We start from the raw sequence: 23,825 nt of genomic DNA, 5'->3' as shown, positions 1-23,825 counted from the left end.
ACCGGATCCGAACGCGGTTCGCACCACCGACCGTTGGCCTGAAAACGCCCTATGGTGAGATCGACTCACACGGGGTCGTACGTCCGCTCCACCTTCTGCGTGCCGCTGCGCGTGCGGTACGAACGGGCCCAGGACGAGGTCGCGTTGGCCTTCGTCTTGTCGGAGAGGACGTAGTAGTCCATCTGCGCCCGTTCGGCGGTGATGTCCAGGACGCCGTAGCCGTGGCGGTCCGTGTCGACCCAGTGGACATGCCGGTTGGCGGCCTTGATGATCGGCGAGGCGAGCGCGGAGACCACGCCCTCGGGGACCTTGAGGATGTCGTCGAGGTTGTCGGAGGTCACCGAGGTGACGACGAACTCCGTGGCGGCCGAGGCGGACAGCGGATACGTACCGGCGTCCACCGGTACGTCGTTGGCCCAGGCCATGTGGATGTCGCCGGTCAGGAAGACGGTGTTGCGGATGGCGTTCGAGCGCAGATGGGCCAGCAGTTCGCGCCGGTCGTCCGTGTAGCCGTCCCACTGGTCGGTGTTGAGGGCGAGGCCCTCCTTCGGCAGGCCCAGCAGCTCGGCGAGCGGCTTGAGGAGATCCGCGGAGAGGGAGCCGATGGCGAACGGCGAGATCATCACCGAGTTGCCGACCAGCCGCCAGGTGGCGTCGGAGGACTTGAGGCCCGCCTTCAGCCAGTCGAGCTGGGCGCGGCCGGTGAGCGTACGGTTCGGGTCGTCGACCGAGCCGTTGCCCACGGCCACCTGCTGCGAGCGGAACGAACGCAGGTCGAGCAGCGACAGATCGACCAACTTGCCGAAGCGCAGCCGGCGGTAGGTGGTGCCGGCGATCGCCGTGCGCACCGGCATCCACTCGAAGTACGCCTGCTTGGCGGCGGCCTGCCGGGCGGCCCAGGCGCCCTCCGCGCCCTCGGTGTGGTTCTCCGCCCCGCCGGACCAGGCGTCGTTGGCGAACTCGTGGTCGTCCCAGATGGCGACGACCGGCGCGGCCGCGTGCAGCGCCTGAAGATCGGCGTCGGTCTTGTACTTCCCGTGCCGGGTGCGGTAGTCGGCCAGCGAGAGGATCTCGTGCGTCGGCGCGTGCTGTCGTACGACGGTGTCGCGCGTCCCGTACTCGCCGGTGCCGTACTCGTAGATGTAGTCGCCCAGGTGCAGCCAGGCGTCCAGGTCGCCGCGGGCCGCGAGATGGCGGTACGAGGAGAAGTAGCCGGCCTCCCAGTTGGCGCAGGAGACCACGCCGAAGCGGAGGCCCGTGACGGCCGCGTCCGCCGCCGGCGCGGTGCGGGTGCGCGCCGCCGGGGAGTCGGTGCCGCCCGCGGAGAAGCGGAACCAGTAGTCGGTGGCCGGTGCCAGACCGCGGACGTCGGCCTTGACGGTGTGGTCGGAGGCGGCGGTCGCCGTGACGGAACCCTTGGCGACGACGTTCGTGAACGCCTTGTCCCGGGCGACGATCCAGCCGACCTCGGTGTCCGGGCCGAGCCCGGAGCCGGGTATCGCCTCGGCGGTGGGCGTCACCCGGGTCCACAGCAGGACGCCGTCGGGCAGCGGGTCCCCGGAGGCGAGCCCGTGCAGGAAGGCGGGGGTGTCGGAGGCGGCCCGGGCCGGCAGTGCGGCGGCGAGGGGACCGGCCAGAACGGCGCCGGCCGCCGCGGCCTTGACGACCGTACGGCGGCGCGGTGACAGGGAGTTGAGACGCTCGGATGCTCTGAATCTACTGGTCACGAGCGATCAGGTTACTGGCCGGTATGCACGAGAGCGGGCGAACCGGTGAAAGTTCGCCCGCTCTTCAGCCCGCGGTTGTCTCAGGCCCTGTTCAAAGCCTGGTCAGGCCTTGAGGGCCGCCGTGATCGCCGTGTTGAAGTCGGCCACCGTCATCGGCGCGTTGTCGCTGCCGGGGCTGGTCAGGGCCTTGCCGTCCATCTTCAGGGTCGGGGTGCCCTTCACACCGCTGTCGTCGAACTTCTTGGACATCTCCAGCGCCCACCTGTCGTAGGTGCCGTTCTTCACGGCGTTCTGGAAGGTCTTGTTGTCCTTCAGGGCGTCGACCGTGTTCGCGATCTCGATGAGGTAGGAGTCGTCCTTGAACTTGTCGTCGCTCTCCTCGGGGTGCCACTTCTTCGAGTACATCGCGGTCTTGTACTCGAGGAAGGCCTCGGGGCTGACGTTGAGCGCCGCGCCGAGCGCGCTCAGCCCGTTCTTCGAGCCCTCGCCGCCCAGGCCGTTGTCGAGGAAGGTGGCACCGATGTACTGGATCTTGTACTTGCCGTCCTCGACGCCCTTGTCGACCGTGGCACCGACGGTCTCCTCGAACTGGGCGCAGACGGGACAGCGCGGGTCCTCGTACATCTCGAGGGTCTTCTTGGCGCTGCTCTTGCCGATGACGACCGTCGTGCCGTTGGTGCCCGTGGTGTTGGCCGGCTTGACGAGCTTGTCGTCCTTCGCGGCCTCCCAGTACGCGGGCTTGTTGTTCTGGACCACGGCGTAGCCGATGCCACCGGCTATCGCGAGGACGCCGACGACGGAGCAGGCGACGATGACCTGCCGCTTGATCTTGTCCTTCTTGGCCTGGCGCTCGCGCTCCTGGCGCAGCCGCTCGCGCGCCGCCGTCTTCGCCGACTGGCTGTTCCGCTTGCTCATGGGTGATCTCCGTAAGGGGACGCGCACACGTCGTGTGCGGGGATACGTAAAGAGGGGTGGTGGTGCTCGGATGCTCGCGTGGTTCAGGCGAGCGCGGCCGAGCACGGCGGTCCACGCCGTCCCAGGGAGTGCACGAGAATCCGGTCCCGGACCAGGGTCGTACGGCGACCGGGGTGCCGCGGGGCACGCGCCGCCGGGGTCCGGCGTACCGCCACCGCGGCGACGGCCAGCAGGAGCGGGCGGAACGTGGTCGCCGTCGCCGCGCCGAGCAGCTGGGCCAGGGCCCGCTCACCTCGGCGCAGCCAACCCGCCGCGAGCAGGCCGACGCCGATGTGCGCGGCGAGCAGCAGCCAGGCGGCGCGCGGGTCGGTGTGGGCGAGGGCGCCCGCGAGGCGGTCGGTGTCGGTGCCGGTCACGCGGGCCAGCGGGCTGCCGACGCTCGTGCCGTCGCCGCAGAACACGTCCCAGCCGACCGAGCGCAGGGGGCCGGTGACCGGGCCGCCCGCGGCGCCGTAACAGATGTGCTGACCGGCGGTGAAGACGGTGTCGGCGGCCAGCTCCAGCGGGATCAGCAGGGCGGCGATCCGCCCGAAGCTCCGCTCGCGGCCGGCGAGGGCGTAGGCGAGCAGGAACACGGTGGCCGCCACGAGGGCCACCGTGTTCAGCGGCAGCGGGACCCGGGACAGCAGCACGTGCGACGCGGTGCTGAGCGTCACGACGAGTGCCGTGAACAGCGCCGCGCGCAGCGCTCGCAGTCGGGTCCCGGATATGTCCATAGCGCAGAGAGTCTGTCACGCGGGCCTGTAAGGGACCCCTAAAGGGAGCCTGTGCGCGGCCCTATCGTTATCGATCCCACAGCCTGATCCGGGCTAGAGGCCCGGGATGCGGCCGTTGCGGAACAGGTCCACGAAGATCTGGTGGTCGGTACGCGCGCGTGCGCCGTAGTCGTGGGCGAAGGAGACCAGCAGGTCCGCGAAGCCGTCCTCGTCGGCAGCGATGGCCGCGTCGATGGCCCGCTCGGTGGAGAAGGGCACCAGGGACTCGCCGGACTGGTCGTCGGCGGCCGCGTGCATGGTGGCGGTGGCCCGGCCGAGGTCGGCGACGACCGCCGCGATCTCCTCCGGGTCGTCGATGTCGCCCCAGTCCAGGTCCACCGCGTACGGCGAGACCTCGGCGACCAGCTGGCCCGAGCCGTCCAGCTCGGTCCAGCCCAGCCACGGGTCGGCGTGCTGCTGGAGGGCGCGCTGGGAGAGCACTGTGCGGTGGCCCTCGTGCTGGAAGTAGTCGCGGATCGCCGGGTCGGTGATGTGCCGGGAGGCGGCCGGGGTCTGGGCCTGCTTGATGTAGATCACCACGTCGTTCTCCAGGGCGTCGCTGTGCCCCTCGAGAAGGATGTTGTACGACGGCAGCCCCGCCGAGCCGATGCCGATGCCGCGCCGGCCGACGACGTCCTTGACCCGGTAGGAGTCCGGGCGGGCCAGCGAGGTCTCCGGCAGCGTCTCCAGGTAGCCGTCGAAGGCCGCGAGGACCTTGTAGCGCGTGGCCGCGTCCAGCTCGATGGAGCCGCCGCCCGGCGCGAACCGGCGCTCGAAGTCCCGGATCTCGGTCATCGAGTCCAGGAGGCCGAAGCGGGTCAGCGAGCGGGCGTCGCGCAGCGCGTCCAGGAGCGGGCCCTCGGCGGTGTCCAGGGTGAAGGGCGGCACCTCGTCGCTCTTCGCGCCCGTGGCCAGGGCGTGGACGCGCTCGCGGTACGCGCCCGCGTACACCTGCACGAGCTCGGTGATCTGCTCGTCGCCGAGCGCCTTCGCGTAGCCGATCAGCGCGATGGAGGCGGAGAAGCGCTTGAGGTCCCAGGTGAAGGGGCCGACGTAGGCCTCGTCGAAGTCGTTGACGTTGAAGATCAGCCGGCCGGTGGCGTCCATGTACGTGCCGAAGTTCTCGGCGTGCAGGTCACCGTGGATCCACACGCGCGAGGTGCGCTCGTCCAGGTACGGGCCGCCCCGCTTGTCCGAGTCGAGGTCGTGGTAGAAGAGGCACGCCGTACCCCGGTAGAACGCGAACGCCGAGGCCGCCATCTTGCGGAACTTCACGCGGAACGCGGCCGGGTCGGCGGCCAGGAGCTCGCCGAAGGCGGTGTCGAAGACGGCGAGGATCTCCTCGCCGCGACGCTCGTCATTGAGCTGCGGTACCGACATCGCTGGGTGCCTCCTGGTGCATGTGTACGACAGCGTTTCTGTCGTCTCAACGGTCGGGACGGGACGAAAGTGCCCGCGACTCTCCCGCTGTGAAGGTACGTGGGGAACCGGTCCGAGTGTCAGTGCCGAGGCATAGACTTCGACGCTGTCCCCCAGACTGTCCGGAGCCGGTGGGACACCCTTTGCCGTCTGTTTCCCCTGGAGGCCGAAGCCGTGTCAAAGCCGCCGTTCACGCACCTGCACGTCCACACCCAGTACTCGCTGCTGGACGGTGCCGCGCGGCTCAAGGACATGTTCAACGCGTGCAACGAGATGGGCATGACCCATATCGCGATGTCCGACCACGGCAACCTGCACGGGGCCTACGACTTCTTTCACACCGCGAAGAAGGCCGGGGTCACCCCGATCATCGGCATCGAGGCCTATGTCGCCCCCGAGTCCCGGCGCAACAAGCGCAAGATCCAGTGGGGCCAGCCGCACCAGAAGCGGGACGACGTCTCCGGTTCGGGTGGTTACACCCACAAGACGATCTGGGCGGCCAACGCGACGGGCCTGCACAACCTCTTCAAGCTCTCCTCGGACGCGTACGCCGAGGGCTGGCTCCAGAAGTGGCCCCGGATGGACAAGGAGACCATCTCCCAGTGGTCCGAGGGGCTCATCGCCTCCACCGGCTGCCCGTCCGGCGAGCTCCAGACCCGGCTGCGCCTCGGCCAGTTCGACGAGGCCCTGAAGGCGGCCTCCGAGTACCAGGACATCTTCGGCAAGGACCGCTACTTCCTGGAGCTGATGGACCACGGCATCGAGATCGAGCACCGGGTCCGCGACGGCCTCCTGGAGATCGGCAAGAAGCTCGGCATCCCGCCGCTGGTGACGAACGACTCGCACTACACGTACGCGCACGAGGCGACCGCCCACGACGCCCTGCTGTGCATCCAGACCGGCAAGAACCTCTCCGACCCGGACCGCTTCCGCTTCGACGGCACCGGCTACTACCTGAAGTCCACGGACGAGATGTACGCCGTCGACTCCTCGGACGCCTGGCAGCAGGGCTGCGCCAACACCCTCCTGGTGGCCGAGCAGATCGACACCACCGGCATGTTCGAGGCCAAGAACCTCATGCCGAAGTTCGACATCCCCGAGGGCTACACCGAGGTCACCTGGTTCCGCGAGGAGACCATGCGCGGCATGCACCGCCGCTTCCCGAACGGCATCCCGGACGACCGGATGAAGCAGGTCGAGTACGAGATGGACACCATCATCTCGATGGGCTTCCCGGGCTACTTCCTCGTCGTCGCCGACTTCATCATGTGGGCCAAGAAGCAGGGCATCGCGGTCGGCCCCGGCCGAGGCTCCGCGGCCGGTTCGATCGTCGCCTACGCCATGGGCATCACCGACCTCGACCCGATCCCGCACGGCCTGATCTTCGAGCGGTTCCTCAACCCCGAGCGCATCTCGATGCCCGACGTCGACATCGACTTCGACGAGCGTCGGCGCGTCGAGGTGATCAGGTACGTGACGGAGAAGTACGGCGCCGACAAGGTCGCCATGATCGGCACCTACGGCAAGATCAAGGCCAAGAACGCCATCAAGGACTCCGCGCGCGTGCTGGGCTACCCGTACGCGATGGGCGACCGCCTCACCAAGGCGATGCCCGCCGACGTCCTCGGCAAGGGCATCGACCTCGACGGCATCACCAACCCCTCGCACCCGCGCTACAACGAGGCGGGCGAGATCCGGGCGATGTACGAGAACGAACCGGACGTGAAGAAGGTCATCGACACCGCCAAGGGCGTCGAGGGCCTGGTCCGGCAGATGGGTGTGCACGCGGCCGGCGTGATCATGTCCAGCGAGCCCATCGTCGACCACGCCCCGATCTGGGTGCGGCACACCGACGGCGTGACCATCACGCAGTGGGACTACCCGCAGTGCGAGTCGCTCGGCCTGCTGAAGATGGACTTCCTCGGCCTGCGCAACCTGACGATCATGGACGACGCCGTCAAGATGGTGAAGTCCAACAAGGGCATCGACCTCGACCTGCTGGCCCTGCCGCTCGACGACCCCAAGACCTTCGAACTCCTCCAGCGCGGTGAGACCCTCGGCGTCTTCCAGTTCGACGGCGGCCCCATGCGCTCGCTGCTGCGCCTGATGAAGCCCGACAACTTCGAAGACATCTCCGCCGTGTCGGCGCTGTACCGACCGGGCCCGATGGGCATGGACTCGCACACCAACTACGCGCTGCGCAAGAACAAGCTCCAGGAGATCACCCCGATCCACAAGGAGCTGGAGGAGCCGCTCGAGGAGGTCCTCGCGGTCACCTACGGCCTGATCGTCTACCAGGAGCAGGTGCAGAAGGCCGCCCAGATCATCGCCGGGTACTCGCTCGGCGAGGCCGACATCCTGCGCCGCGTGATGGGCAAGAAGAAGCCCGACGAGCTGGCGAAGAACTTCGTCCTCTTCCAGCAGGGCGCCCGGAAGAACGGCTACAGCGACGAGGCCATCCAGGCCCTGTGGGACGTCCTGGTCCCCTTCGCCGGCTACGCGTTCAACAAGGCGCACTCCGCCGCGTACGGACTGGTCTCGTACTGGACCGCCTACCTCAAGGCGAACCACCCCGCCGAGTACATGGCCGGACTGCTCACCTCGGTCAAGGACGACAAGGACAAGTCCGCGATCTATCTGAACGAGTGCCGGCGCATGGGCATCAAGGTGCTCCCGCCGAACGTCAACGAGTCGGTGCACAACTTCGCCGCCCAGGGCGACGACGTGATCCTCTTCGGCCTCGAAGCGGTGCGCAACGTCGGTACGAACGTGGTCGAGTCGATCATCAGGAGCCGCAAGGCCAAGGGGAAGTACGCCTCCTTCCCCGACTACCTCGACAAGGTCGAGGCGGTCGCCTGCAACAAGCGCACCACGGAGTCGCTGATCAAGGCGGGCGCCTTCGACACCATGGGGCACACCCGCAAGGGCCTCACCGCGCACTTCGAGCCGATGATCGACAACGTCGTGCAGGTCAAGCGCAAGGAGGCCGAGGGCCAGTTCGACCTCTTCGGCGGGATGGGCGAGGAGGAGAGCAGCGAGCCCGGCTTCGGACTCGACGTGGAGTTCACCACCGACGAGTGGGACAAGGCCTATCTGCTCGCCCAGGAGCGGGAGATGCTCGGTCTCTACGTCTCCGACCACCCGCTCTTCGGCCTGGAGCACGTGCTCTCCGACAAGGCCGACGCCGGCATCGCCCAGCTCACCGGAGGTGAGCACGCGGACGGCGCGGTCGTCACCATCGGCGGCATCATCTCGGGCCTCCAGCGCAAGATGACCAAGCAGGGCAACGCCTGGGCGATCGCCACCGTCGAGGACCTCGCCGGCTCCATCGAGTGCATGTTCTTCCCGGCGACCTACCAGCTCGTCTCGACCCAACTCGTCGAGGACGCCGTGGTGTTCGTCAAGGGCCGCCTCGACAAGCGCGAGGACGTGCCGCGCCTGGTCGCGATGGAGCTCCAGGTCCCCGACCTGTCCAACGCGGGCACCAACGCGCCCGTGATCCTCACCATCCCGGCGACGAGGGTCACCCCGCCGATGATCAGCCGCCTCGGCGAGATCCTCACCCACCACAAGGGCGAGAGCGAGGTCCGGATCAAGCTCCAGGGCCCGACGAAGACCACGGTGCTGCGCCTGGACCGGCACCGGGTGAAGCCCGACCCGGCGCTCTTCGGCGACCTGAAGGTGCTGCTCGGCCCGTCCTGCCTGGCGGGTTAGCGCAGGAGAAGACACAGGAGGAGAGGGCGTGCCCGCAAGCCGGGTACGCCCTCTCCGTGTGCCTGGGTCTCAACAACCCGTTACGCAGATTCAGTTGTGGCCGAAGCGCTTCTGCTTACCCTTGCGGGCCATGTCACCCGGAGTCACCTGGGTCATGCGCTGCTCGGCCTGCGCCTCCATGGAGGACTGCTGGGCCTGCTGCTGACCACGCTCGGACTGCGGCTGCTTGCGGTCACTCTTCTTGTTCTTGGCCATGGTGATCTGCCTCCTGAGGGGGATCTAGGGGCCAGGGCCGGGACCAGATTCACATAGGCTGACAAAGAACGCATTTCGGATAATTACCGTCTGTGACAGGGCTTGTCGCCCGGCGATGTTCCGAAACGCCACGCCGAAGATCGAGTTCCGGCCGTTAACCTCCGCGCGGTCGGGCAGACTCGAAGGAAGCCCGAAGTAAACCGCCTCGGAAGAGGGTGAGTCGCGTGGACCGCTGCATCGTCCTGGTGGACGCCGGGTATCTGCTGGGCGCCGCCGCCTCCCTCCTCGCGGGGGAGCCATCGCGATCCCGGATCACCGTCGACCACGCCGCCCTCATCCAGGGACTGCGCGACCGCGCCGAGTCGGACACCGAACGGCCCCTGCTGCGCATCTACTGGTTCGACGGCGCCCCCGACCGCGTCCCGCAGCCCGAGCACCGCCGGCTGCGCGTGATGCCCCGGGTCACCGTCCGGCTCGGCGCACTGACCCGCAGCGACGGCCGCTGGGCCCAGAAGGGCGTGGACGCGGCCATGCACGCCGAGCTCACCGAGCTGGCCCGCAACCGCGCCTGCTCCGACATCGTCCTGGTCACCGGCGACGGCGACCTGCTGCCGGGCATGATGGCGGCCAAGGAGCACGGCGTCGCCGTACACCTGTGGGCCGTGCAGGCCGCCGACGGGGACTACAACCAGTCCGAGGACCTGGTCGCCGAGGCCGACGAGCGGCGCGTCCTGGACCGTACCTGGATCACCAAGGCCGTACGCGCCAAGGAGCTCGGCGGGATCTGCGCGCCGCCGCCCGCGCCGCGGCCCGAGATCGCCGCGATCCTGTCCGCGCCGCTGCCCGACTCCGCGCTCGCCGCGGCCGCCGAGCGGTCCGCCGAGGAGGGCGAGCACGCCACGGCCGGCACCGGCTCGGAGAACGGCACCCAGGAGCGGGTGCCCGCGCCCAAGGGCGTGCCCACCCCGAAGGACCTGGCCGCGCTGCGGGCCCCCGGCGTCCAGCCCCAGCAGCCCGCGAACGCCACCCTGCGCTGGTCCTCCGACAAGGGCTGGGTCGACCGCCCCGGCGGCGCCGCCGAGCCGCCCGAGGTCGCCTCCATGCCCACCCTCGCCCAGGTGACCACCGCCGAACAGCGCTGGGCGGACCGCGAGGAGGACATCACCACGGTCGGCGGCGATCCCTTCGAGGTCGGACAGGTCTTCGCGCGGCGCTGGATGGAGCGGCTCGGCGACCAGAGCCACCTCCAGAAGCTGTCCGGCATGTATCCGCGCATCCCGCACCGCATCGACGGCGAGCTGCTGCGCTACGCCGCCCGCTTCGGTCTGCTGGCCCACAAGGACGACCAGATCGACGAGCACGACCGCTACGCCATCCGTGCCGGGTTCTGGCGTGAGATCGACGTACGGACCGCCGCCGAACACGCGTCCGCGGGGGAGTGAAACGGCACATACGCCGCCCCCAGGGGCGAGCGGAGCCGACCGACCCCGTACTCTCGTCCCTTGTGAGTACGCGCGCGGCACAGGCATTTCGACACGGTGACGATGTCGTGTGCGCGGTGCGCGGGCTGACCAAGACCTATCCGGCGGTACGCGGCCGGCGCGGGGTTCCCGCGACTCCCGAGGTGCGGGCCACCGACGACGTGCGGCTCGACATCGGGCGCGGTGAGATCTTCGGGCTGCTCGGGCCGAACGGCGCCGGCAAGTCCACCCTCGTACGCCAGCTCACCGGGTTGATGCGGCCCGACCGGGGCAGCGTCGAGATCCTCGGCCACGACATCGTGCGGCACCCGGAGCGGGCCGCGCGGATCCTGGCCTACCTGGGGCAGGAGTCCACCGCCCTCGACGAACTGACCGTCTCGCTCGCCGCCGAGACCACCGGGCGGCTGCGCGGGCTCGAGGCGCGGGCGGCGCGGGCCGAGCGGGACGCCGTACTCGACGAACTGGGGCTCGCGCCGCTGGCCGGGCGGGCGATCAAGAAGCTGTCGGGTGGCCAGCGGCGGCTGGCGTGTCTGGCCGCCGCGCTGGTCGGGGAGCGGCCGCTGCTGGTCCTCGACGAGCCGACCACCGCGATGGACCCCGTCGCCCGCCGGGCCGTGTGGTCCGCCGTGGACCGGCGGCGGGCCGAACGCGGGACGACCGTGCTGCTCGTCACCCACAACGTCATCGAGGCCGAGACCGTGCTCGACCGGGTCGCCGTCCTCGACCAGGGACGCGTGATCGCCTGCGACACCCCCGCCGGGCTCAAGGAGCGGGTCGCCGGGGAGGTCCGGGTCGACCTCGTGTGGCGCGAGGCCGCGCCGCTGCACGTCCCCGAGGTCGCGGCCCTCCAGGACCGGGCCGTCGCCTCCGGGCGCCGCTGGACGCTGCGGCTGGCCCCCGAGGAGGCCCGCGCGGTCGTCGCGACCGTGACCGGCGGTGCCGCGTTCGCCGCGCTGGACGACTTCACGCTGGCCACGCCGAGCCTGGAGGACGTGTACCTGGCGCTGGGCGGGGCGGCGCAGCAGGGGCTGGTGAAGGCGTGAGGGCGACGAGAGACCTTGAGCCGGGCTTGAGCGCGCGGGCCGTAGCATCCGTACGGAAGGCGAACGCCGGAGTGAACCCGTTTGTGAAAGGGAGCAGCGCCACGTGAGTGTCGTACCCGCCGAGGTTCTGCCGGGCAGCGCACGGGCCGTCGAGAAGACGACCCGCGACGCGGCCGAGCTCGGGCCGCGCGCGCGGCTGTGGCCGTCGCTCGTGGCCGTGTACCGGGCGCAGCTGTCCCGGGCCCGGGTCGCGCGTATCCCGCTGCTGTTCGTGGCGACCTTCCAGTCGGTCGGGATCATGATCCTGATGCGCGGGGTCGTCGACGGCGGGGCCGAGGCGCAGGCCGTGGTCGCGGGCTCCTCGGTGCTCGTCGTGGCCTTCGTCGCGCTGAACCTGCTCGCGCAGTACTTCGGGCAGCTGCGGGCGAGCGGCGGCCTCGACCACTACGCCACGCTGCCGGTCCCGCCGGCCGCCGTCGTGCTCGGGGCGGCGGGGGCGTACGCCTCCTTCACCGTGCCGGGGACGGTGGTGACCGCGGTGTTCGGGTGCGTGCTGTTCGGGCTGCCGCTGACCCATCTGTGGGTGCTCGTCGCGGTGATCCCGCTGGCGGGCGCGGCGCTCGCGGGGCTGGGGGCCGCCTTCGGGCTGCTCGCGCCGCGGCCGGAACTGGCCACCGTGCTCGGCCAGTTGGGCATGTCCGCGGCGCTGCTGCTCGGAGTGCTCCCCGCCGACCGGATGCCGGAGGCGGTGCGGTTCCTGCGGGATCTGCTGCCCTCGACGTACGGCGTGGAGGCGTTCGCGCGGACGTTCGGGCCGCATCCCGACTGGGCGTTCGTGCTCGGTGACCTCGCCGTGTGCGGGGTCGTGGGCGTCGTGTCGCTGGCCGTGGCCACCTGGGCGTACCGTCGGGCGGCCGTCCGGTGACGCGCCGCACAGGGGCGCCTGGCACGATGTCAGTGTGACCGCACCGTTGACTCCGCCTCCGCCGCCGAACGAACCGTCCGCGCACCCCGCGTGGCAGTCGCCTGCCACGGGGTACATGGCTCCTGCGCCCCACGAGGCCGTGTACGACGGCCCCGGCATGGCGACCGAAGTGCGCGAGGCCGCCATCGTCACCGTCGCCATGGCGCTCGGCGGTGTGCTGCTCGGGGTGCTGTGGTGGTGGCTGGCCCCGCATGTGCCGCTGGTCGGGGACATCGTCAACAAGCGCTGGACCGTCTTCATCCAGGACAGCGAGGGCGAGCAGGCGATCGGCGTCGACGGAACGTTCACTCTGCTGGCGCTGGCCTTCGGCCTGGTGAGCGCGCTCGTGGTGTTCCTGGTGCGGCGGCGCGGCGGTGTACCGCTGGTTGTGGCGCTGGGTGTGGGCGGGCTGCTCGGGTCGCTGCTGGCCTGGCGGGTCGGGGTCTGGCTCGGGCCCGCCCAGGACGTCATCGCCCACGCCCGGTCGGTGGGCCGGGGGGTCACCTTCTCGGCGCCGCTGAAGCTGGAGGCGAAGGGGGCGTGGCTGGCGTGGCCGCTGGCGGCGCTGCTGGTGCACCTGGGGCTCACGGGGCTCTTCGGACCCCGGGACGCCGACCCGTATCTCCAGCAGCAGGGGCCGTATCAGCAGCAGGGGCCCTACGGGGCTCCCGGGAAGCCGTCGGCGTAGGACGGGCGTAGGACTGGGGGCTGCGGGCCCCCAGACCTCCGGTCCGGCCTGAGGATCGCGCTATGCCGGTCGCCTGCCGTGGTTCGAGCGGCCCTTCTTGATGCGCCACTTCCGCTTCCGCGTTTTCTTCGACATGTCCCTCGTACTTAACCGAGGAACCGACCCGCGTCGAGAGGTCACGCACGCCCGACGGGGGCCACCACCGCTTCGGTCAGCTTCGCCAGGTCCTCGGGGGAGAGCTCGACCTCCAGGCCGCGGCGGCCCGCCGAGACGCAGATCGTGCCGTGCGCCGACGCCGAGGCGTCCAGGACCGTGGGGAGCTTCTTGCGCTGGCCCAGCGGGGAGATGCCGCCCCGGACATAGCCCGTGGTGCGCTCCGCCAGCGCCGGGTCGGCCATGGCGGCTCGCTTGCCGCCCACCGCTGTCGCCAGCGCCTTCAGGTCCAGCTGCCCCGCGACCGGGACCACCGCCACCGTCAGGGCGCCGTCGACGTCGGCCACCAGGGTCTTGAAGACGCGCTCCGGCGAGACGCCCATCGCCTGGGCCGCCTCTTCGCCGTAGGAGGGGTGCGCCGGGTCGTGGTCGTAGGCGTGGACCGTGTACTCCACGCCGGCCGCCGTCAGAGCCACCGTCGCGGGTGTGCCGCCCGGCTGCTGCTTCTTGGACTTCTTCGCCATCGAGGGTCCCCGGCTCAGTTCAGACTCGTCGGGCCGCGCGTCAGGTCCGACGCGGGCAACGACGGCAGGTTACGGATGATCGAGGTCTCGGAGCGAAGGAGTTTCAGCTCGTCGCGCAGCCGGGACGCGGCGTCGGGAGCCTGGAGCAGACGCTGCTTGGTCGGGGTGTCCAGCATCATCGCCGCGGCCACCAGGTAGGAGACCACGGAGGGTTCGTCCGGCAGCTCCGAGCCCGTGGTGAGCGAGCGTTCACGGGCGCCCGCCAGCCGCTTCTGGTACTGCCGGAAGGCCCGCAGCACCCCCTCCGCCAGCGCCCCCGCCTCCTCGCCCGGCGACTCCGGCAACTCCTCGAGCTCCGCCGTCAGGAACGGGCCCGAGGCGTCCACCGACAGCAGACGCACCCGCTGTGTGCCCGTGGCCAGCACCTCGAACGTGCCGTCCTCCCGCTCCCGGATCGTCGCCGCGTCCGCCACGCACCCGGTGCCGTGGAACGCCTTGATCGGGTCGGTGCCGAACCCCGCGGCGGGCCCGCGGTCGGGCAGGGCCGTGGGGTCGGGCATGCCGGGTGAGCTCGCGGCGACCTCCAGGCCGTCGCGGATCGCCACGACGGCGAAGCGGCGCGGTTCTTCCTCGGGGGTCTTCAGCAGGTCGCGCATCATGGCGCGATAGCGCTCCTCGAAGACGTTCAACGGAAGCACCAACCCCGGGAACAGCACCGAGTTCAGGGGGAAGAGCGGGAGACGGACGGTGGTCACGGCGCAAAAGCCTAATGGTCGTCGGAGTGTGCGCGTCCGGCGTGCCCACGTTGTGGATGTCCGGAGGCCGAGCGGAGGCGGATCTCCTCGCGCAGTTCCAGGAAGCGGCCCAGCGGATCGTCCGAGAGCCGGTCCCAGGGGAACGAGGTCGCGTAGGGGCCGATGAGCCTCACCTGTTCGAGCGCGTCCGTCCAGCGGTCCAGCCGGGACAGGACGTACACCAGCTTGTTCCGCATCTCCGCCGGCCACGGGTCGGCCGCCGGGAACCGGGCCGACAGCGCGATCGCCCGGTCCGCCGCCGCGTCGAGCCGCTCGCGCGGTACCTCGGGGCCGCAGCCGTCGGTCAGATAGGCGAAGGCGGCGCGCGTCGGCAGCGCCTGGACCAGGGAGTCGGCGGGGGCGTCCTGTGCGGCCGTCTCGGCGAAGTCGAAGCACTCGCGGTGCGATCCGTGCCAGCTGTCGGCGAGATAGCGCAGGGCGGCCGCGTGACAGCCGTAGTGGTGCGGGGCGCGGCGGATCGCCGCCTCCCAGAGCTCCTCGAAGTACTTGTGCCCGGCGTTGGAGCCGTGCGCGTGGTCCAGGGCGAGCCGCCACGGCACCGGGTCGCGGTCGTCGCCGCGCGCGGCGGCCGTGATCAGGGGGCTCAGCTCGCGCAGCAGCTCCGCCCGGGCGGGCGACTCCCAGGCGCGGGCCACCGCGAGCTGGGCGCCGACCAGCAGCTGGTCCGGGTCGTGCGGGGCGGCCTTGCGCCAGTCCAGGAACCACTCGGGACGCGAGTACGCGAAGGACGCCAGGCGTACGACGTACCGGTCGCGGTTCTCCCAGGCGGCGCCCGCGCGGGTCGCGGTGAGCAGCTCGGAGGCGGTTTGCCAGCTGCCCTGGCCGGCCGCGACGAGGGCGGGGCCGAGGTTGTCGTCGGGCGCGTCGAGGAGCACCTCGTCGTCGGCCGGAAGCACGACGGCGGGATGCTGGGCGACGGTCCTGGCCGTCCGCGAGGTGCGGACGAACGGGGGCAGCAGAGCCATGGTGTCGACCATTGAAAAGCGGCTGGTCGGGGATGCGCCAGAGGTTCCGGGCAAAGGACGGAAAGTTGTACGCTCTTCGGTCAAGAGTCGGTAAAGCGTTTACTGTTCAACAACTGTTCGAACGTTGTGGGCCGCACCGGGCCCGGGCGGCTAACTCCGGCGCAGCAGCCTCGTCGCCCCCGCCGCCACCGTGGTGGCCAGGATCCAGCCCAGCAGGATCATCGCCGCCGCCAGCCACTGCCAGCCGCCCCTGAGCTGCCAGAACCCGACCTGCCCCAGGTCGATGACCGGCAGCAGCAGGTCCAGGGCGAACAGCGCCGGGTTCCAGTACGGCGCCTCGCCGCTCTTGATCGGCGGATGGTGGGCGTGCGCGAAGGCCAGCGAGCCCGCCGCCCACAGCACCGCCATCCAGACCAGGGCCCGCCCCGGCCGGTACCCGTAGGCGACCGTCCAGTCCTGGACGTACCCCCACAGCTTGGCCGCGGGCGGCAGCGTCTCGCGGCGCCGGCGCTGCTTGGCGAGCAGCACCTCGCGCGCGTCCTCGTCCTCGCCGCCGGACCGCAGCACGGTCGCCAGCCGCTCGTACGGCTCCGGGTTGTACTCCGCGGTCGCCGCGGTCACCCACTCCAGCCGCTCGTCCAGCGGGAACGGGCCCCTCGGCACCAGGTTCTCGTAGCTGAAGCCGCCCATGTGCAGCCGCCCCGGGCCCGGCCAGCTGTCCGTGCGGTCCATCAGGTTGACCACCCGCGCACCCGACAGCACCACCCGCCCGCGCGCCGGCCGCTCCCCGAGGAAGCGCAGCTCCGGCGTCTGGATGCGGCGCAGGGACACCTCCTGGTCGTCGGTGAGGGTGAACCGGGCCCGCTCGAAGTCCAGCGCGTCCCCGAACCGCCCGTCGTCCAGGCGCAGCCCGCCCTCGCAGGTGAACCGCTGGATGCGCGTCCCCTGCGCCGGGGTCGCCCCGCTCAGCAGCGAGCTGCCGATGCCTGCCGGGGTCAGGTACATCGAGCGCTCGACGGTCAGCTGCGGGGCGTTCAGCGCGAGCCGCGTGTAGGGGTTGGCCAGCTTCGCGCCGCGCAGGCTCAGCGAGACGCCGATCTTGGCGCTGCGCAGGCTCAGCTCGCCGTGCGACTCCAGCAGCTCGGCCTGGAGGTCCTGCCCGACGGTCATGCCGTCCGCGGCGATGGAGCGGCCGCTGCGGTCCCGGTAGACGATCGCCTGGTTGAGCAGCAGATCGGTGCCGATGTGGGCGTCGGTCAGCCGGACGCCGTTGTGGAAGCGGCAGCGGGGCAGGTGCAGATCGCCCTCGGTGTGGATGCGGGCCGCCTCCAGGCGGGGCACCGAGCAGTCCACCATCCGCAGGGTCGTGAAACGGGCCTCCGGCAGCAGGACGTCCCGCTCGAAACGGCAGCCGCGCAGCTCGACGTAGGGCACCACGATGCCGCCGGCCAGCTCCAGCGTGCCGCTGATCTGCACCCCGCTGAGCTTCAGGGACGACACCCGGCCCGCCAGCGCGGGCGGCCCGTCCAGCAGCAGCCAGCACACGATGCGGGCCCGTACGGTCCGCTCCGGGCCCCACGGGTGCCCGCCGTGCGGATCGTCGACGATCGCGTCGCCGCTGCTCAGGTCGTACACGCTGCCGTTGCGGAAGGCCTGCCACATCCCGGCCTCGGCGGCGGTCAGATCGTCCGGCAGATCCCCCTCGGTCACCGCTCCTCCCTCCCTGTTCCCGCACCACCGGTGATGCCCGCTGCGTCACACCCGAAGCACAGGACGTGAAGGAGATCTTCCGGGTTGCGTACCAGGCCGCGTATCAGCCACTGGAATGCCCGAACGACGCCCAACCGCGGTCTGAGAGAATTGTTGTCGTGATCTCCCGAATCGATCTGCGCGGCGACGCCCTCCCCGAGGGCCCCGCCCTGCGCGACCTGCTGCCCCGAGCCGACTTCGACGTCTCGGCCGCCCTGGAGAAGGTGCGTCCGATCTGCGAGGCCGTGCATCATCGGGGCGACGCGGCGCTGATCGACTTCGCGGAGAAGTTCGACGGAGTGCGGCTGGAATCCGTACGGGTCCCGGCGGAGGCGATCGCCAGGGCGCTCGAGGAGCTCGACCCGGCCGTCCGCGCGGCCCTCGAGGAGTCCATCCGGCGCGCGCGTCTCGTCCACCGCGAGCAGCGCCGCAGCACCCACACGACCCAGGTCGTGCCCGGCGGCTCGGTCACCGAGAAGTGGGTCCCCGTCGACCGCGTCGGGCTGTACGCGCCCGGCGGGCGGGCCGTCTACCCGTCGTCCGTGATCATGAACGTGGTCCCGGCCCAGGAGGCCGGCGTCCCGTCCCTCGCCCTCGCCTCCCCGGCGCAGGCCGAGTTCGGCGGACTGCCGCACCCGACGATCCTCGCCGCGTGCGCGCTGCTCGGCGTCGACGAGGTGTACGCCGCCGGTGGCGCGACCGCCGTCGCGATGTTCGCCTACGGCACCGAGTCCTGCCCGCCCACCGACATGGTCACCGGCCCCGGCAACATCTGGGTCGCCGCCGCCAAGCGCTACTTCACCGGCAAAATCGGCATCGACGCCGAGGCCGGCCCGACCGAGATCGCGATCCTCGCGGACGACACCGCCAACCCGGTGCACGTCGCCTCCGACCTGATCAGCCAGGCCGAGCACGACCCCCTCGCGGCGGCCGTGCTGGTCACCGACTCCGTGGCGCTCGCGGACGCGGTCGAGAAGGAGCTGGAGCCGCAGGTCGCGGCCAGCAAGCACATCGAGGACCGGATCCGCCCCGCGCTCGCGGGCCGGCAGTCCGCGATCGTCCTGGTCGACGGCGTCGACGAGGGGCTGCGGGTCGTCAACGCCTACGGCGCCGAGCACCTGGAGATCCAGACGGCCGACGCCGGCGCGGTCGCCGAGCGGGTCCGCAACGCCGGCGCGATCTTCATCGGCCCCTGGGCGCCCGTGTCCCTCGGCGACTACGCCGCCGGGTCCAACCACGTGCTGCCCACCGGCGGCTGCGCCTGCCACTCCTCCGGGCTCTCCGTGCAGTCCTTCCTGCGGGGCATCCACATCGTCGACTACACGCAGGACGCGCTGGCGGACGTCGCGCATCACGTGGTCACGCTGGCGGAGGCGGAGGACCTGCCCGCGCACGGCGCGGCGATCAAGGCTCGGTTCGGTTGGAAGGTACCTGAGAGCAAGTGACCGGCATCGACGATCTCCCCGTACGGGACGAGCTGCGCGGCAAGTCCCCCTACGGCGCGCCCCAGTTGGACGTGCCCGTACGGCTGAACACCAACGAGAACCCCTATCCGCTGCCCGAGCCGCTGGTCGAGCGCATCGCCGAGCGGGTCCGGGAGGCCGCCCGGAACCTCAACCGCTACCCGGACCGGGACGCCGTCGAGCTGCGCACCCGGCTCGCGAAGTACCTGACGGACACCTCCGGCCACGAGGTCGGGCTCGCCAACGTGTGGGCCGCGAACGGCTCCAACGAGGTCCTTCAGCAGCTGCTCCAGACCTTCGGCGGACCGGGCCGTACGGCGATCGGCTTCGAGCCGTCGTACTCCATGCACGGGCTCATCTCGCGCGGCACGGGCACGGGCTGGATCTCCGGTCCGCGCAACGAGGACTTCACCATCGACCTCGCCGCCGCCGAGAAGGCGATCGCCGAGCACCGGCCGGACGTCGTCTTCGTCACCACGCCCAACAACCCCACCGGCACGGCGGTCCCGGCCGAGACGGTCCTCGCGCTGTACGAGGCCGCGCAGGCCGCCAAGCCCTCGCTGGTCGTGGTGGACGAGGCGTACATCGAGTTCAGCCACGGCGCCTCGCTGCTGCCGCTGATCGAAGGCCGGCCGAACCTCGTCGTCTCCCGGACGATGTCGAAGGCCTTCGGCGCGGCAGGGCTGCGCCTCGGCTACCTCGCCGCGCACCCCGCGGTCGTGGACGCCGTACAGCTCGTACGGCTGCCCTACCACCTGTCGGCGATCACCCAGGCGACCGCCCTGGCCGCCCTGGAGCACACCGACACCCTGCTGAAGTACGTCGAGCAGCTGAAGTCGGAGCGGGACCGGCTGGTCACCGAGCTGCTGGCGATCGGGTACGAGGTCACGGCGTCGGACGCCAACTTCGTGCAGTTCGGGCGGTTCGACGACTCCCACGCCGTATGGCAGAAGATCCTCGACCGGGGTGTCCTGGTCCGGGACAACGGGGTGCCGGGCTGGCTGCGGGTCACCGCCGGGACCCCCGAAGAGAACGACGCGTTCCTGGACGCGGTCCGTGACATCAAGAAGGAGCAGAGCGCATGAGCCGCGTTGGACGTGTGGAGCGAGTCACGAAGGAGACCTCCGTGCTCGTCGAGATCGATCTCGACGGCAGTGGCAAGGTCGATGTGTCGACAGGCGTCGGCTTCTACGACCACATGCTCGACCAGCTCGGCCGGCACGGCCTGTTCGACCTCACGGTGAAGACCGAGGGCGACCTGCACATCGACTCGCACCACACCATCGAGGACACCGCCCTCGCCCTCGGCGCCGCCTTCAAGCAGGCGCTCGGCGACAAGGTCGGCATCTACCGCTTCGGCAACTGCACGGTCCCGCTGGACGAGTCCCTCGCCCAGGTGACGGTCGACCTGTCGGGCCGGCCGTACCTCGTGCACACCGAGCCCGAGAAGATGGCGCCGATGATCGGCGAGTACGACACCACGATGACCCGGCACATCCTGGAGTCCTTCGTCGCCCAGGCCCAGATCGCGCTGCACGTGCACGTGCCCTACGGCCGTAACGCGCACCACATCGTGGAGTGCCAGTTCAAGGCGCTGGCCCGGGCGCTCAGGTACGCGAGCGAGCGCGACCCGCGCGCGGCGGGCATCCTCCCCTCCACGAAGGGCGCGCTGTGAACGGCCTGTCGACCGTCCTGATCGTCGTCGGCCTCTTCCTGGTCGGCGGGATCTACTCCTTCGTCAAGCAGGGGATGCCGAAGCAGCTCATCGTGCTGCTGTCCATCGGCGCCGCGATGTGTCTCGTCGCCGGTGTCCTGAGGCTGGAGGTGTGGAATTGAGCGCGTCCACCGCCAAGAAGGTCGTCGTCTTCGACTACGGCTTCGGCAATGTGAGGTCCGCCGAGCGCGCCCTCGCGCGTACCGGGGCCGAGGTCGAGATAACGCGTGACTTCGACAAGGCCATGAACGCCGACGGGCTGCTGGTGCCGGGCGTCGGCGCCTTCGCCGCCTGTATGAACGGCCTCAAGGAGGCACGCGGCGACTGGATCATCGGCCGCCGGCTGTCCGGCGGGCGCCCGGTCATGGGCATCTGCGTCGGCATGCAGATCCTCTTCGCGCGCGGCATCGAGCACGGCGTGGAGACCGAGGGCCTCGACGAGTGGCCCGGCTCGGTCGAGCCCCTCCAGGCCGACATCGTGCCGCACATGGGCTGGAACACCGTGGACGCGCCGGCCGGCTCCGAGCTGTTCGCCGGCCTGGACGCGGACGCCCGCTTCTACTTCGTGCACTCCTACGCCGTCCACGACTGGACCCTGGAAACCGCCAACCCGGCGATGAGGGCCCCCCAGGTCACCTGGTCGACGCACGGCAAGCCCTTCGTGGCCGCCGTGGAGAACGGCGCCCTGTGGGCCACGCAGTTCCACCCCGAGAAGTCCGGCGACGCCGGTGCGCAGCTGCTGAACAACTGGATCGGAACCCTCTGATGCCTTCCCAGCTCGAACTCCTCCCCGCCGTCGACGTCCGCGACGGCCAGGCCGTCCGCCTCGTGCACGGCGAGTCCGGCACGGAGACCTCCTACGGCTCCCCCCTGGAGGCCGCCCTCGCCTGGCAGTCGGCGGGCGCCGAGTGGCTGCACCTGGTCGACCTGGACGCCGCGTTCGGCACCGGCGACAACCGGGACCTGGTCCGCCAGGTCACCGAGGCGATGGACATCAAGGTGGAGCTGTCCGGCGGCATCCGGGACGACGCCTCGCTGGCGGCGGCCCTGGCCACCGGCTGCACCCGGGTGAACCTCGGCACGGCCGCCCTGGAGACCCCGGAGTGGGTCGCCAGGATCATCGCCGAGCACGGCGACAAGATCGCGGTCGGCCTGGACGTACGCGGTACGACCCTGAAGGGCCGCGGCTGGACCCGCGACGGCGGCGACCTCTACGAGACGCTGGAGCGCCTCGACAAGGAGGGCTGCGCGCGGTACGTCGTCACCGACATCGCCAAGGACGGCACCCTCCAGGGCCCGAACCTGGAGCTGCTGCGCAACGTCTGCGCGGTGACGGACCGGCCGGTCGTCGCGTCGGGCGGTGTGTCCTCCCTAGACGACCTGCGCGCGATCGCCGAGCTGGTACCCCTCGGCGTCGAGGGCTCCATCGTCGGCAAGGCCCTGTACGCGAAGGCCTTCACCCTGGAAGAGGCCCTGGAGGCGGTGGCCAGGTGAGCGAGCTGCGACGCGTCTCGAACGGCACGCCCTGGGAGGAGGCCTTCGGCTACTCCCGCGCGGTGGAACTGCCCAGCGGCCTGGTGCTGGTCTCCGGCTGCACGTCGACCGTGGACGGCGAGATCGTCGGGGGCGGTCCGTACGAGCAGACGGTCAACGCCTTCAAGGTCGCGTTCGGCGCGCTGGAGCAGCTGGGGCTCGGCCCGGAGCATGTCGTGCGGACGCGCCTGTACCTCACCCATGCCCGGGACGTGGAGGAGGTCGGACGCGCTCACAAGGAGCTGTTCGACGCCGTCCGGCCCGCCGCATCCATGATCATCGTCTCCGGCTTCGTGGACCCCGGTCTGGTCGTCGAGGTCGAGGTGGAGGCGTTCCGCCCCGGCGGAGAACACGGAGTGACCGCATGACCCTCGCCGTACGAGTCATCCCCTGCCTGGACGTGGACAACGGCCGGGTCGTCAAGGGCGTCAACTTCCAGAACCTGCGCGACGCGGGCGACCCCGTCGAGATGGCCAAGGTCTACGACGCCGAAGGCGCCGACGAGCTCACGTTCCTGGACATCACCGCCTCGTCGGGCAACCGCGAGACGACCTACGACGTGGTGCGCCGCACCGCCGAGCAGGTCTTCATCCCGCTGACGGTCGGCGGTGGCGTCCGCACCGCCGAGGACGTGGACAAGCTGCTGCGGGCGGGCGCGGACAAGGTCGGCGTCAACACCGCCGCGATCACCCGCCCCGACCTGATCCGCGAGATCGCCGAGCGCTTCGGCCGCCAGGTGCTGGTCCTGTCGGTGGACGCGCGCCGCACCCCTTCCCGCAGTGGCTCGGAGAGCTCCTTCGAGGTCACCACCCACGGCGGCCGCAAGGGCACCGGCATCGACGCCGTCGAGTGGGCGCACCGGGCCGCCGAGCTGGGCGCGGGCGAGATCCTGCTCAACTCGATGGACGCGGACGGCACGAAGGACGGCTACGACATCGAGATGATCCAGGCCGTACGCAAGCACGTGACGGTCCCCGTCATCGCCTCCGGCGGCGCCGGCCGACTCGCCGACTTCCCCCCGGCCGTCGAGGCGGGCGCGGACGCGGTGCTCGCCGCGTCGGTGTTCCACTTCGGAGACCTGCGCATCGGCCAGGTGAAGGACGCGCTGCGCGGGGCCGGGCACCCGGTGCGGTGACGGTTCACGAGCGATGAGGTAAGCCCCGGGCACCTGGTGGTCGGGGCTTACCCATGAGCGCAGTCGATCTTGTTCAGTCGTTCAGAGGCCCAGTTCCTTGGCCTCGTGCAGCTTGGCGATCGCGTCCTTGTCGCCGTCCAGTTCCACGGTGGCGGCGTTCTGCCGGCCGTAGAGGAAGAGCAGCAGCTCGGAGGGCTCGCCGGTGGCCGTGACGACCGGGGTGCCCCGGTGGGCGACCGCTGTCTGGCCGTCAGGGCGGCGCAGGACGAGGCCGGTGGGGGTGCCCCGACCCATGAGGCGGGCGGTGCGTTCCAGGCGGGTCCACAGGGCGTCCTGGAAGACCGGGTCGAGCTCGCGTGGGGTCCAGTCGGGCTGGGCACGGCGGACGTCCTCGGTGTGGACGTAGAACTCGATCGTGTTGGACGCCTCGTCGATCTGCTTGAGCTGGAACGGCGAGAAGCGCGGCGGGCCGGTACGGATCAGCTGGATCAGTTCCTCGTACGGCTTGGCCGCGAACTCCTCCATCGCCTTGTCCAGGCGGGCGGCGAGCTGCTTGATGAGCAGGCCCGCTGAGGCGTCGGGGCGGCGCTCGCGCACCACCACGTGCGCGGCGAGGTCCCGGGTCTGCCAGCCCTCGCACAGGGTGGGGGCCTCGGGACCGGCGGTCTCCAGGAGGTCGGCGAGCAGAAGTCGTTCACGCTTGGCGAAAGTCGACATGCCGTCAGCCTACGACCGCGCCGAAGGTCCGCACAG

Annotated in this window: 23 protein-coding genes; 13 read left to right on the top strand and 10 right to left on the bottom strand. The window is 70.7% G+C overall.

The features are described from left to right. Nucleotides 1-65: 65 nt before the first annotated feature. From ABKA17_RS34265 to ABKA17_RS34250, 4 genes are all read right to left on the bottom strand, one after another. Nucleotides 66-1,727 carry an alkaline phosphatase D family protein gene (locus ABKA17_RS34265; RefSeq protein ID WP_353696216.1) on the bottom strand — a complete coding sequence of 554 codons (1,662 nt, stop codon included), beginning with the start codon at nt 1,725-1,727 and terminating at the stop codon, nt 66-68. A 102-nt stretch (nt 1,728-1,829) separates the two neighbouring features. After that, complete coding sequence (locus ABKA17_RS34260) at nt 1,830-2,642, bottom strand: thioredoxin domain-containing protein (RefSeq protein WP_353696215.1); 813 nt, start codon at nt 2,640-2,642, stop codon at nt 1,830-1,832. A gap of 83 nt (nt 2,643-2,725) precedes the next feature. Next, a complete protein-coding gene (locus tag ABKA17_RS34255) occupies nt 2,726-3,418 on the bottom strand; it encodes a hypothetical protein (RefSeq protein ID WP_353696214.1) in 693 nt (230 codons plus the stop codon). A 93-nt stretch (nt 3,419-3,511) separates the two neighbouring features. Continuing rightward, nucleotides 3,512-4,837, bottom strand: a complete 1,326-nt coding sequence (locus tag ABKA17_RS34250) for a DUF2252 domain-containing protein (RefSeq protein WP_353696213.1) — start codon at nt 4,835-4,837, stop codon at nt 3,512-3,514. A 213-nt stretch (nt 4,838-5,050) separates the two neighbouring features. On the opposite strand from ABKA17_RS34250, the gene dnaE reads away from it, so the two are divergent. After that, nucleotides 5,051-8,590 carry a DNA polymerase III subunit alpha gene (gene dnaE / locus ABKA17_RS34245; protein WP_353696212.1) on the top strand — a complete coding sequence of 1,180 codons (3,540 nt, stop codon included), beginning with the start codon at nt 5,051-5,053 and terminating at the stop codon, nt 8,588-8,590. A gap of 90 nt (nt 8,591-8,680) precedes the next feature. On the opposite strand, the gene ABKA17_RS34240 is transcribed toward dnaE, so the two are convergent. Further along, nucleotides 8,681-8,845 carry a hypothetical protein gene (locus ABKA17_RS34240; RefSeq protein ID WP_353696211.1) on the bottom strand — a complete coding sequence of 55 codons (165 nt, stop codon included), beginning with the start codon at nt 8,843-8,845 and terminating at the stop codon, nt 8,681-8,683. A 224-nt stretch (nt 8,846-9,069) separates the two neighbouring features. Between ABKA17_RS34240 and ABKA17_RS34235 the strand changes: the two genes are divergently transcribed. The 4 genes from ABKA17_RS34235 (at nt 9,070) to ABKA17_RS34220 (ending at nt 13,021) form a co-directional block, all read left to right on the top strand. Further along, nucleotides 9,070-10,287 carry an NYN domain-containing protein gene (locus tag ABKA17_RS34235; protein WP_353696210.1) on the top strand — a complete coding sequence of 406 codons (1,218 nt, stop codon included), beginning with the start codon at nt 9,070-9,072 and terminating at the stop codon, nt 10,285-10,287. A 107-nt stretch (nt 10,288-10,394) separates the two neighbouring features. After that, nucleotides 10,395-11,369, top strand: a complete 975-nt coding sequence (locus ABKA17_RS34230) for an ABC transporter ATP-binding protein (RefSeq protein WP_353696311.1) — start codon at nt 10,395-10,397, stop codon at nt 11,367-11,369. Between the two features lie 103 nt (nt 11,370-11,472). Beyond that, complete coding sequence (locus tag ABKA17_RS34225) at nt 11,473-12,294, top strand: ABC transporter permease (protein WP_353696209.1); 822 nt, start codon at nt 11,473-11,475, stop codon at nt 12,292-12,294. 34 nt (nt 12,295-12,328) lie between these two features. Then, nucleotides 12,329-13,021: an AAA family ATPase gene (locus tag ABKA17_RS34220; protein WP_353696208.1), complete on the top strand. Its 693-nt coding sequence runs from the start codon at nt 12,329-12,331 to the stop codon at nt 13,019-13,021. Nucleotides 13,022-13,197: 176 nt separating this feature from the next. Here the strand turns inward: ABKA17_RS34220 and ybaK are convergent, their stop codons facing one another. The 4 genes from ybaK to ABKA17_RS34200 all read right to left on the bottom strand — a co-directional run bounded on the left by ybaK (nt 13,198) and on the right by ABKA17_RS34200 (nt 17,188). Beyond that, a complete protein-coding gene (ybaK, locus tag ABKA17_RS34215; protein WP_353696207.1) occupies nt 13,198-13,698 on the bottom strand; it encodes a Cys-tRNA(Pro) deacylase in 501 nt (166 codons plus the stop codon). Between the two features lie 14 nt (nt 13,699-13,712). Then, complete coding sequence (locus ABKA17_RS34210) at nt 13,713-14,453, bottom strand: LON peptidase substrate-binding domain-containing protein (RefSeq protein ID WP_353696206.1); 741 nt, start codon at nt 14,451-14,453, stop codon at nt 13,713-13,715. A gap of 11 nt (nt 14,454-14,464) precedes the next feature. After that, nucleotides 14,465-15,490 carry a hypothetical protein gene (locus ABKA17_RS34205; protein WP_353696205.1) on the bottom strand — a complete coding sequence of 342 codons (1,026 nt, stop codon included), beginning with the start codon at nt 15,488-15,490 and terminating at the stop codon, nt 14,465-14,467. A gap of 138 nt (nt 15,491-15,628) precedes the next feature. Beyond that, nucleotides 15,629-17,188, bottom strand: coding sequence for an oxidoreductase (locus tag ABKA17_RS34200; RefSeq protein ID WP_353696204.1), 1,560 nt, complete (start codon nt 17,186-17,188; stop codon nt 15,629-15,631). Nucleotides 17,189-17,346: 158 nt separating this feature from the next. Between ABKA17_RS34200 and hisD the strand changes: the two genes are divergently transcribed. From hisD to hisF, 8 genes are read left to right on the top strand one after another with little or no spacing between them, the layout of a single operon-like run. Beyond that, nucleotides 17,347-18,672 (top strand): histidinol dehydrogenase, encoded by a 1,326-nt coding sequence (hisD, locus tag ABKA17_RS34195; protein ID WP_353696203.1) that lies wholly within the window; start codon nt 17,347-17,349, stop codon nt 18,670-18,672. Next, complete coding sequence (locus ABKA17_RS34190) at nt 18,669-19,775, top strand: histidinol-phosphate transaminase (RefSeq protein WP_353696202.1); 1,107 nt, start codon at nt 18,669-18,671, stop codon at nt 19,773-19,775. The genes hisD and ABKA17_RS34190 overlap by 4 nt, the downstream gene beginning before the upstream one ends. Next, nucleotides 19,772-20,365, top strand: a complete 594-nt coding sequence (gene hisB, locus ABKA17_RS34185) for an imidazoleglycerol-phosphate dehydratase HisB (protein WP_020137489.1) — start codon at nt 19,772-19,774, stop codon at nt 20,363-20,365. Before ABKA17_RS34190 ends, hisB begins: the two co-directional genes overlap by 4 nt. Continuing rightward, nucleotides 20,362-20,526, top strand: a complete 165-nt coding sequence (locus tag ABKA17_RS34180; RefSeq protein WP_266828395.1) for a CG2302 family histidine operon protein — start codon at nt 20,362-20,364, stop codon at nt 20,524-20,526. The genes hisB and ABKA17_RS34180 overlap by 4 nt, the downstream gene beginning before the upstream one ends. Further along, nucleotides 20,523-21,170 carry an imidazole glycerol phosphate synthase subunit HisH gene (gene hisH, locus ABKA17_RS34175; protein ID WP_353696201.1) on the top strand — a complete coding sequence of 216 codons (648 nt, stop codon included), beginning with the start codon at nt 20,523-20,525 and terminating at the stop codon, nt 21,168-21,170. Before ABKA17_RS34180 ends, hisH begins: the two co-directional genes overlap by 4 nt. Then, nucleotides 21,170-21,898 carry a bifunctional 1-(5-phosphoribosyl)-5-((5-phosphoribosylamino)methylideneamino)imidazole-4-carboxamide isomerase/phosphoribosylanthranilate isomerase PriA gene (gene priA / locus ABKA17_RS34170; protein WP_353696200.1) on the top strand — a complete coding sequence of 243 codons (729 nt, stop codon included), beginning with the start codon at nt 21,170-21,172 and terminating at the stop codon, nt 21,896-21,898. The genes hisH and priA overlap by 1 nt, the downstream gene beginning before the upstream one ends. Beyond that, nucleotides 21,895-22,305, top strand: a complete 411-nt coding sequence (locus tag ABKA17_RS34165; protein ID WP_353696199.1) for a RidA family protein — start codon at nt 21,895-21,897, stop codon at nt 22,303-22,305. Before priA ends, ABKA17_RS34165 begins: the two co-directional genes overlap by 4 nt. Further along, nucleotides 22,302-23,072 carry an imidazole glycerol phosphate synthase subunit HisF gene (hisF, locus tag ABKA17_RS34160; protein WP_353696198.1) on the top strand — a complete coding sequence of 257 codons (771 nt, stop codon included), beginning with the start codon at nt 22,302-22,304 and terminating at the stop codon, nt 23,070-23,072. The genes ABKA17_RS34165 and hisF overlap by 4 nt, the downstream gene beginning before the upstream one ends. An 81-nt stretch (nt 23,073-23,153) precedes the next feature. On the opposite strand, the gene ABKA17_RS34155 is transcribed toward hisF, so the two are convergent. Further along, a complete protein-coding gene (locus ABKA17_RS34155) occupies nt 23,154-23,789 on the bottom strand; it encodes a TIGR03085 family metal-binding protein (RefSeq protein WP_353696197.1) in 636 nt (211 codons plus the stop codon). Nucleotides 23,790-23,825 lie beyond the last annotated feature (36 nt).

Source organism: Streptomyces sp. RG80 (genome assembly GCF_040446465.1).
GTDB lineage: Bacteria > Actinomycetota > Actinomycetes > Streptomycetales > Streptomycetaceae > Streptomyces.
This window is presented reverse-complemented; position numbering and strand designations above follow the sequence as displayed.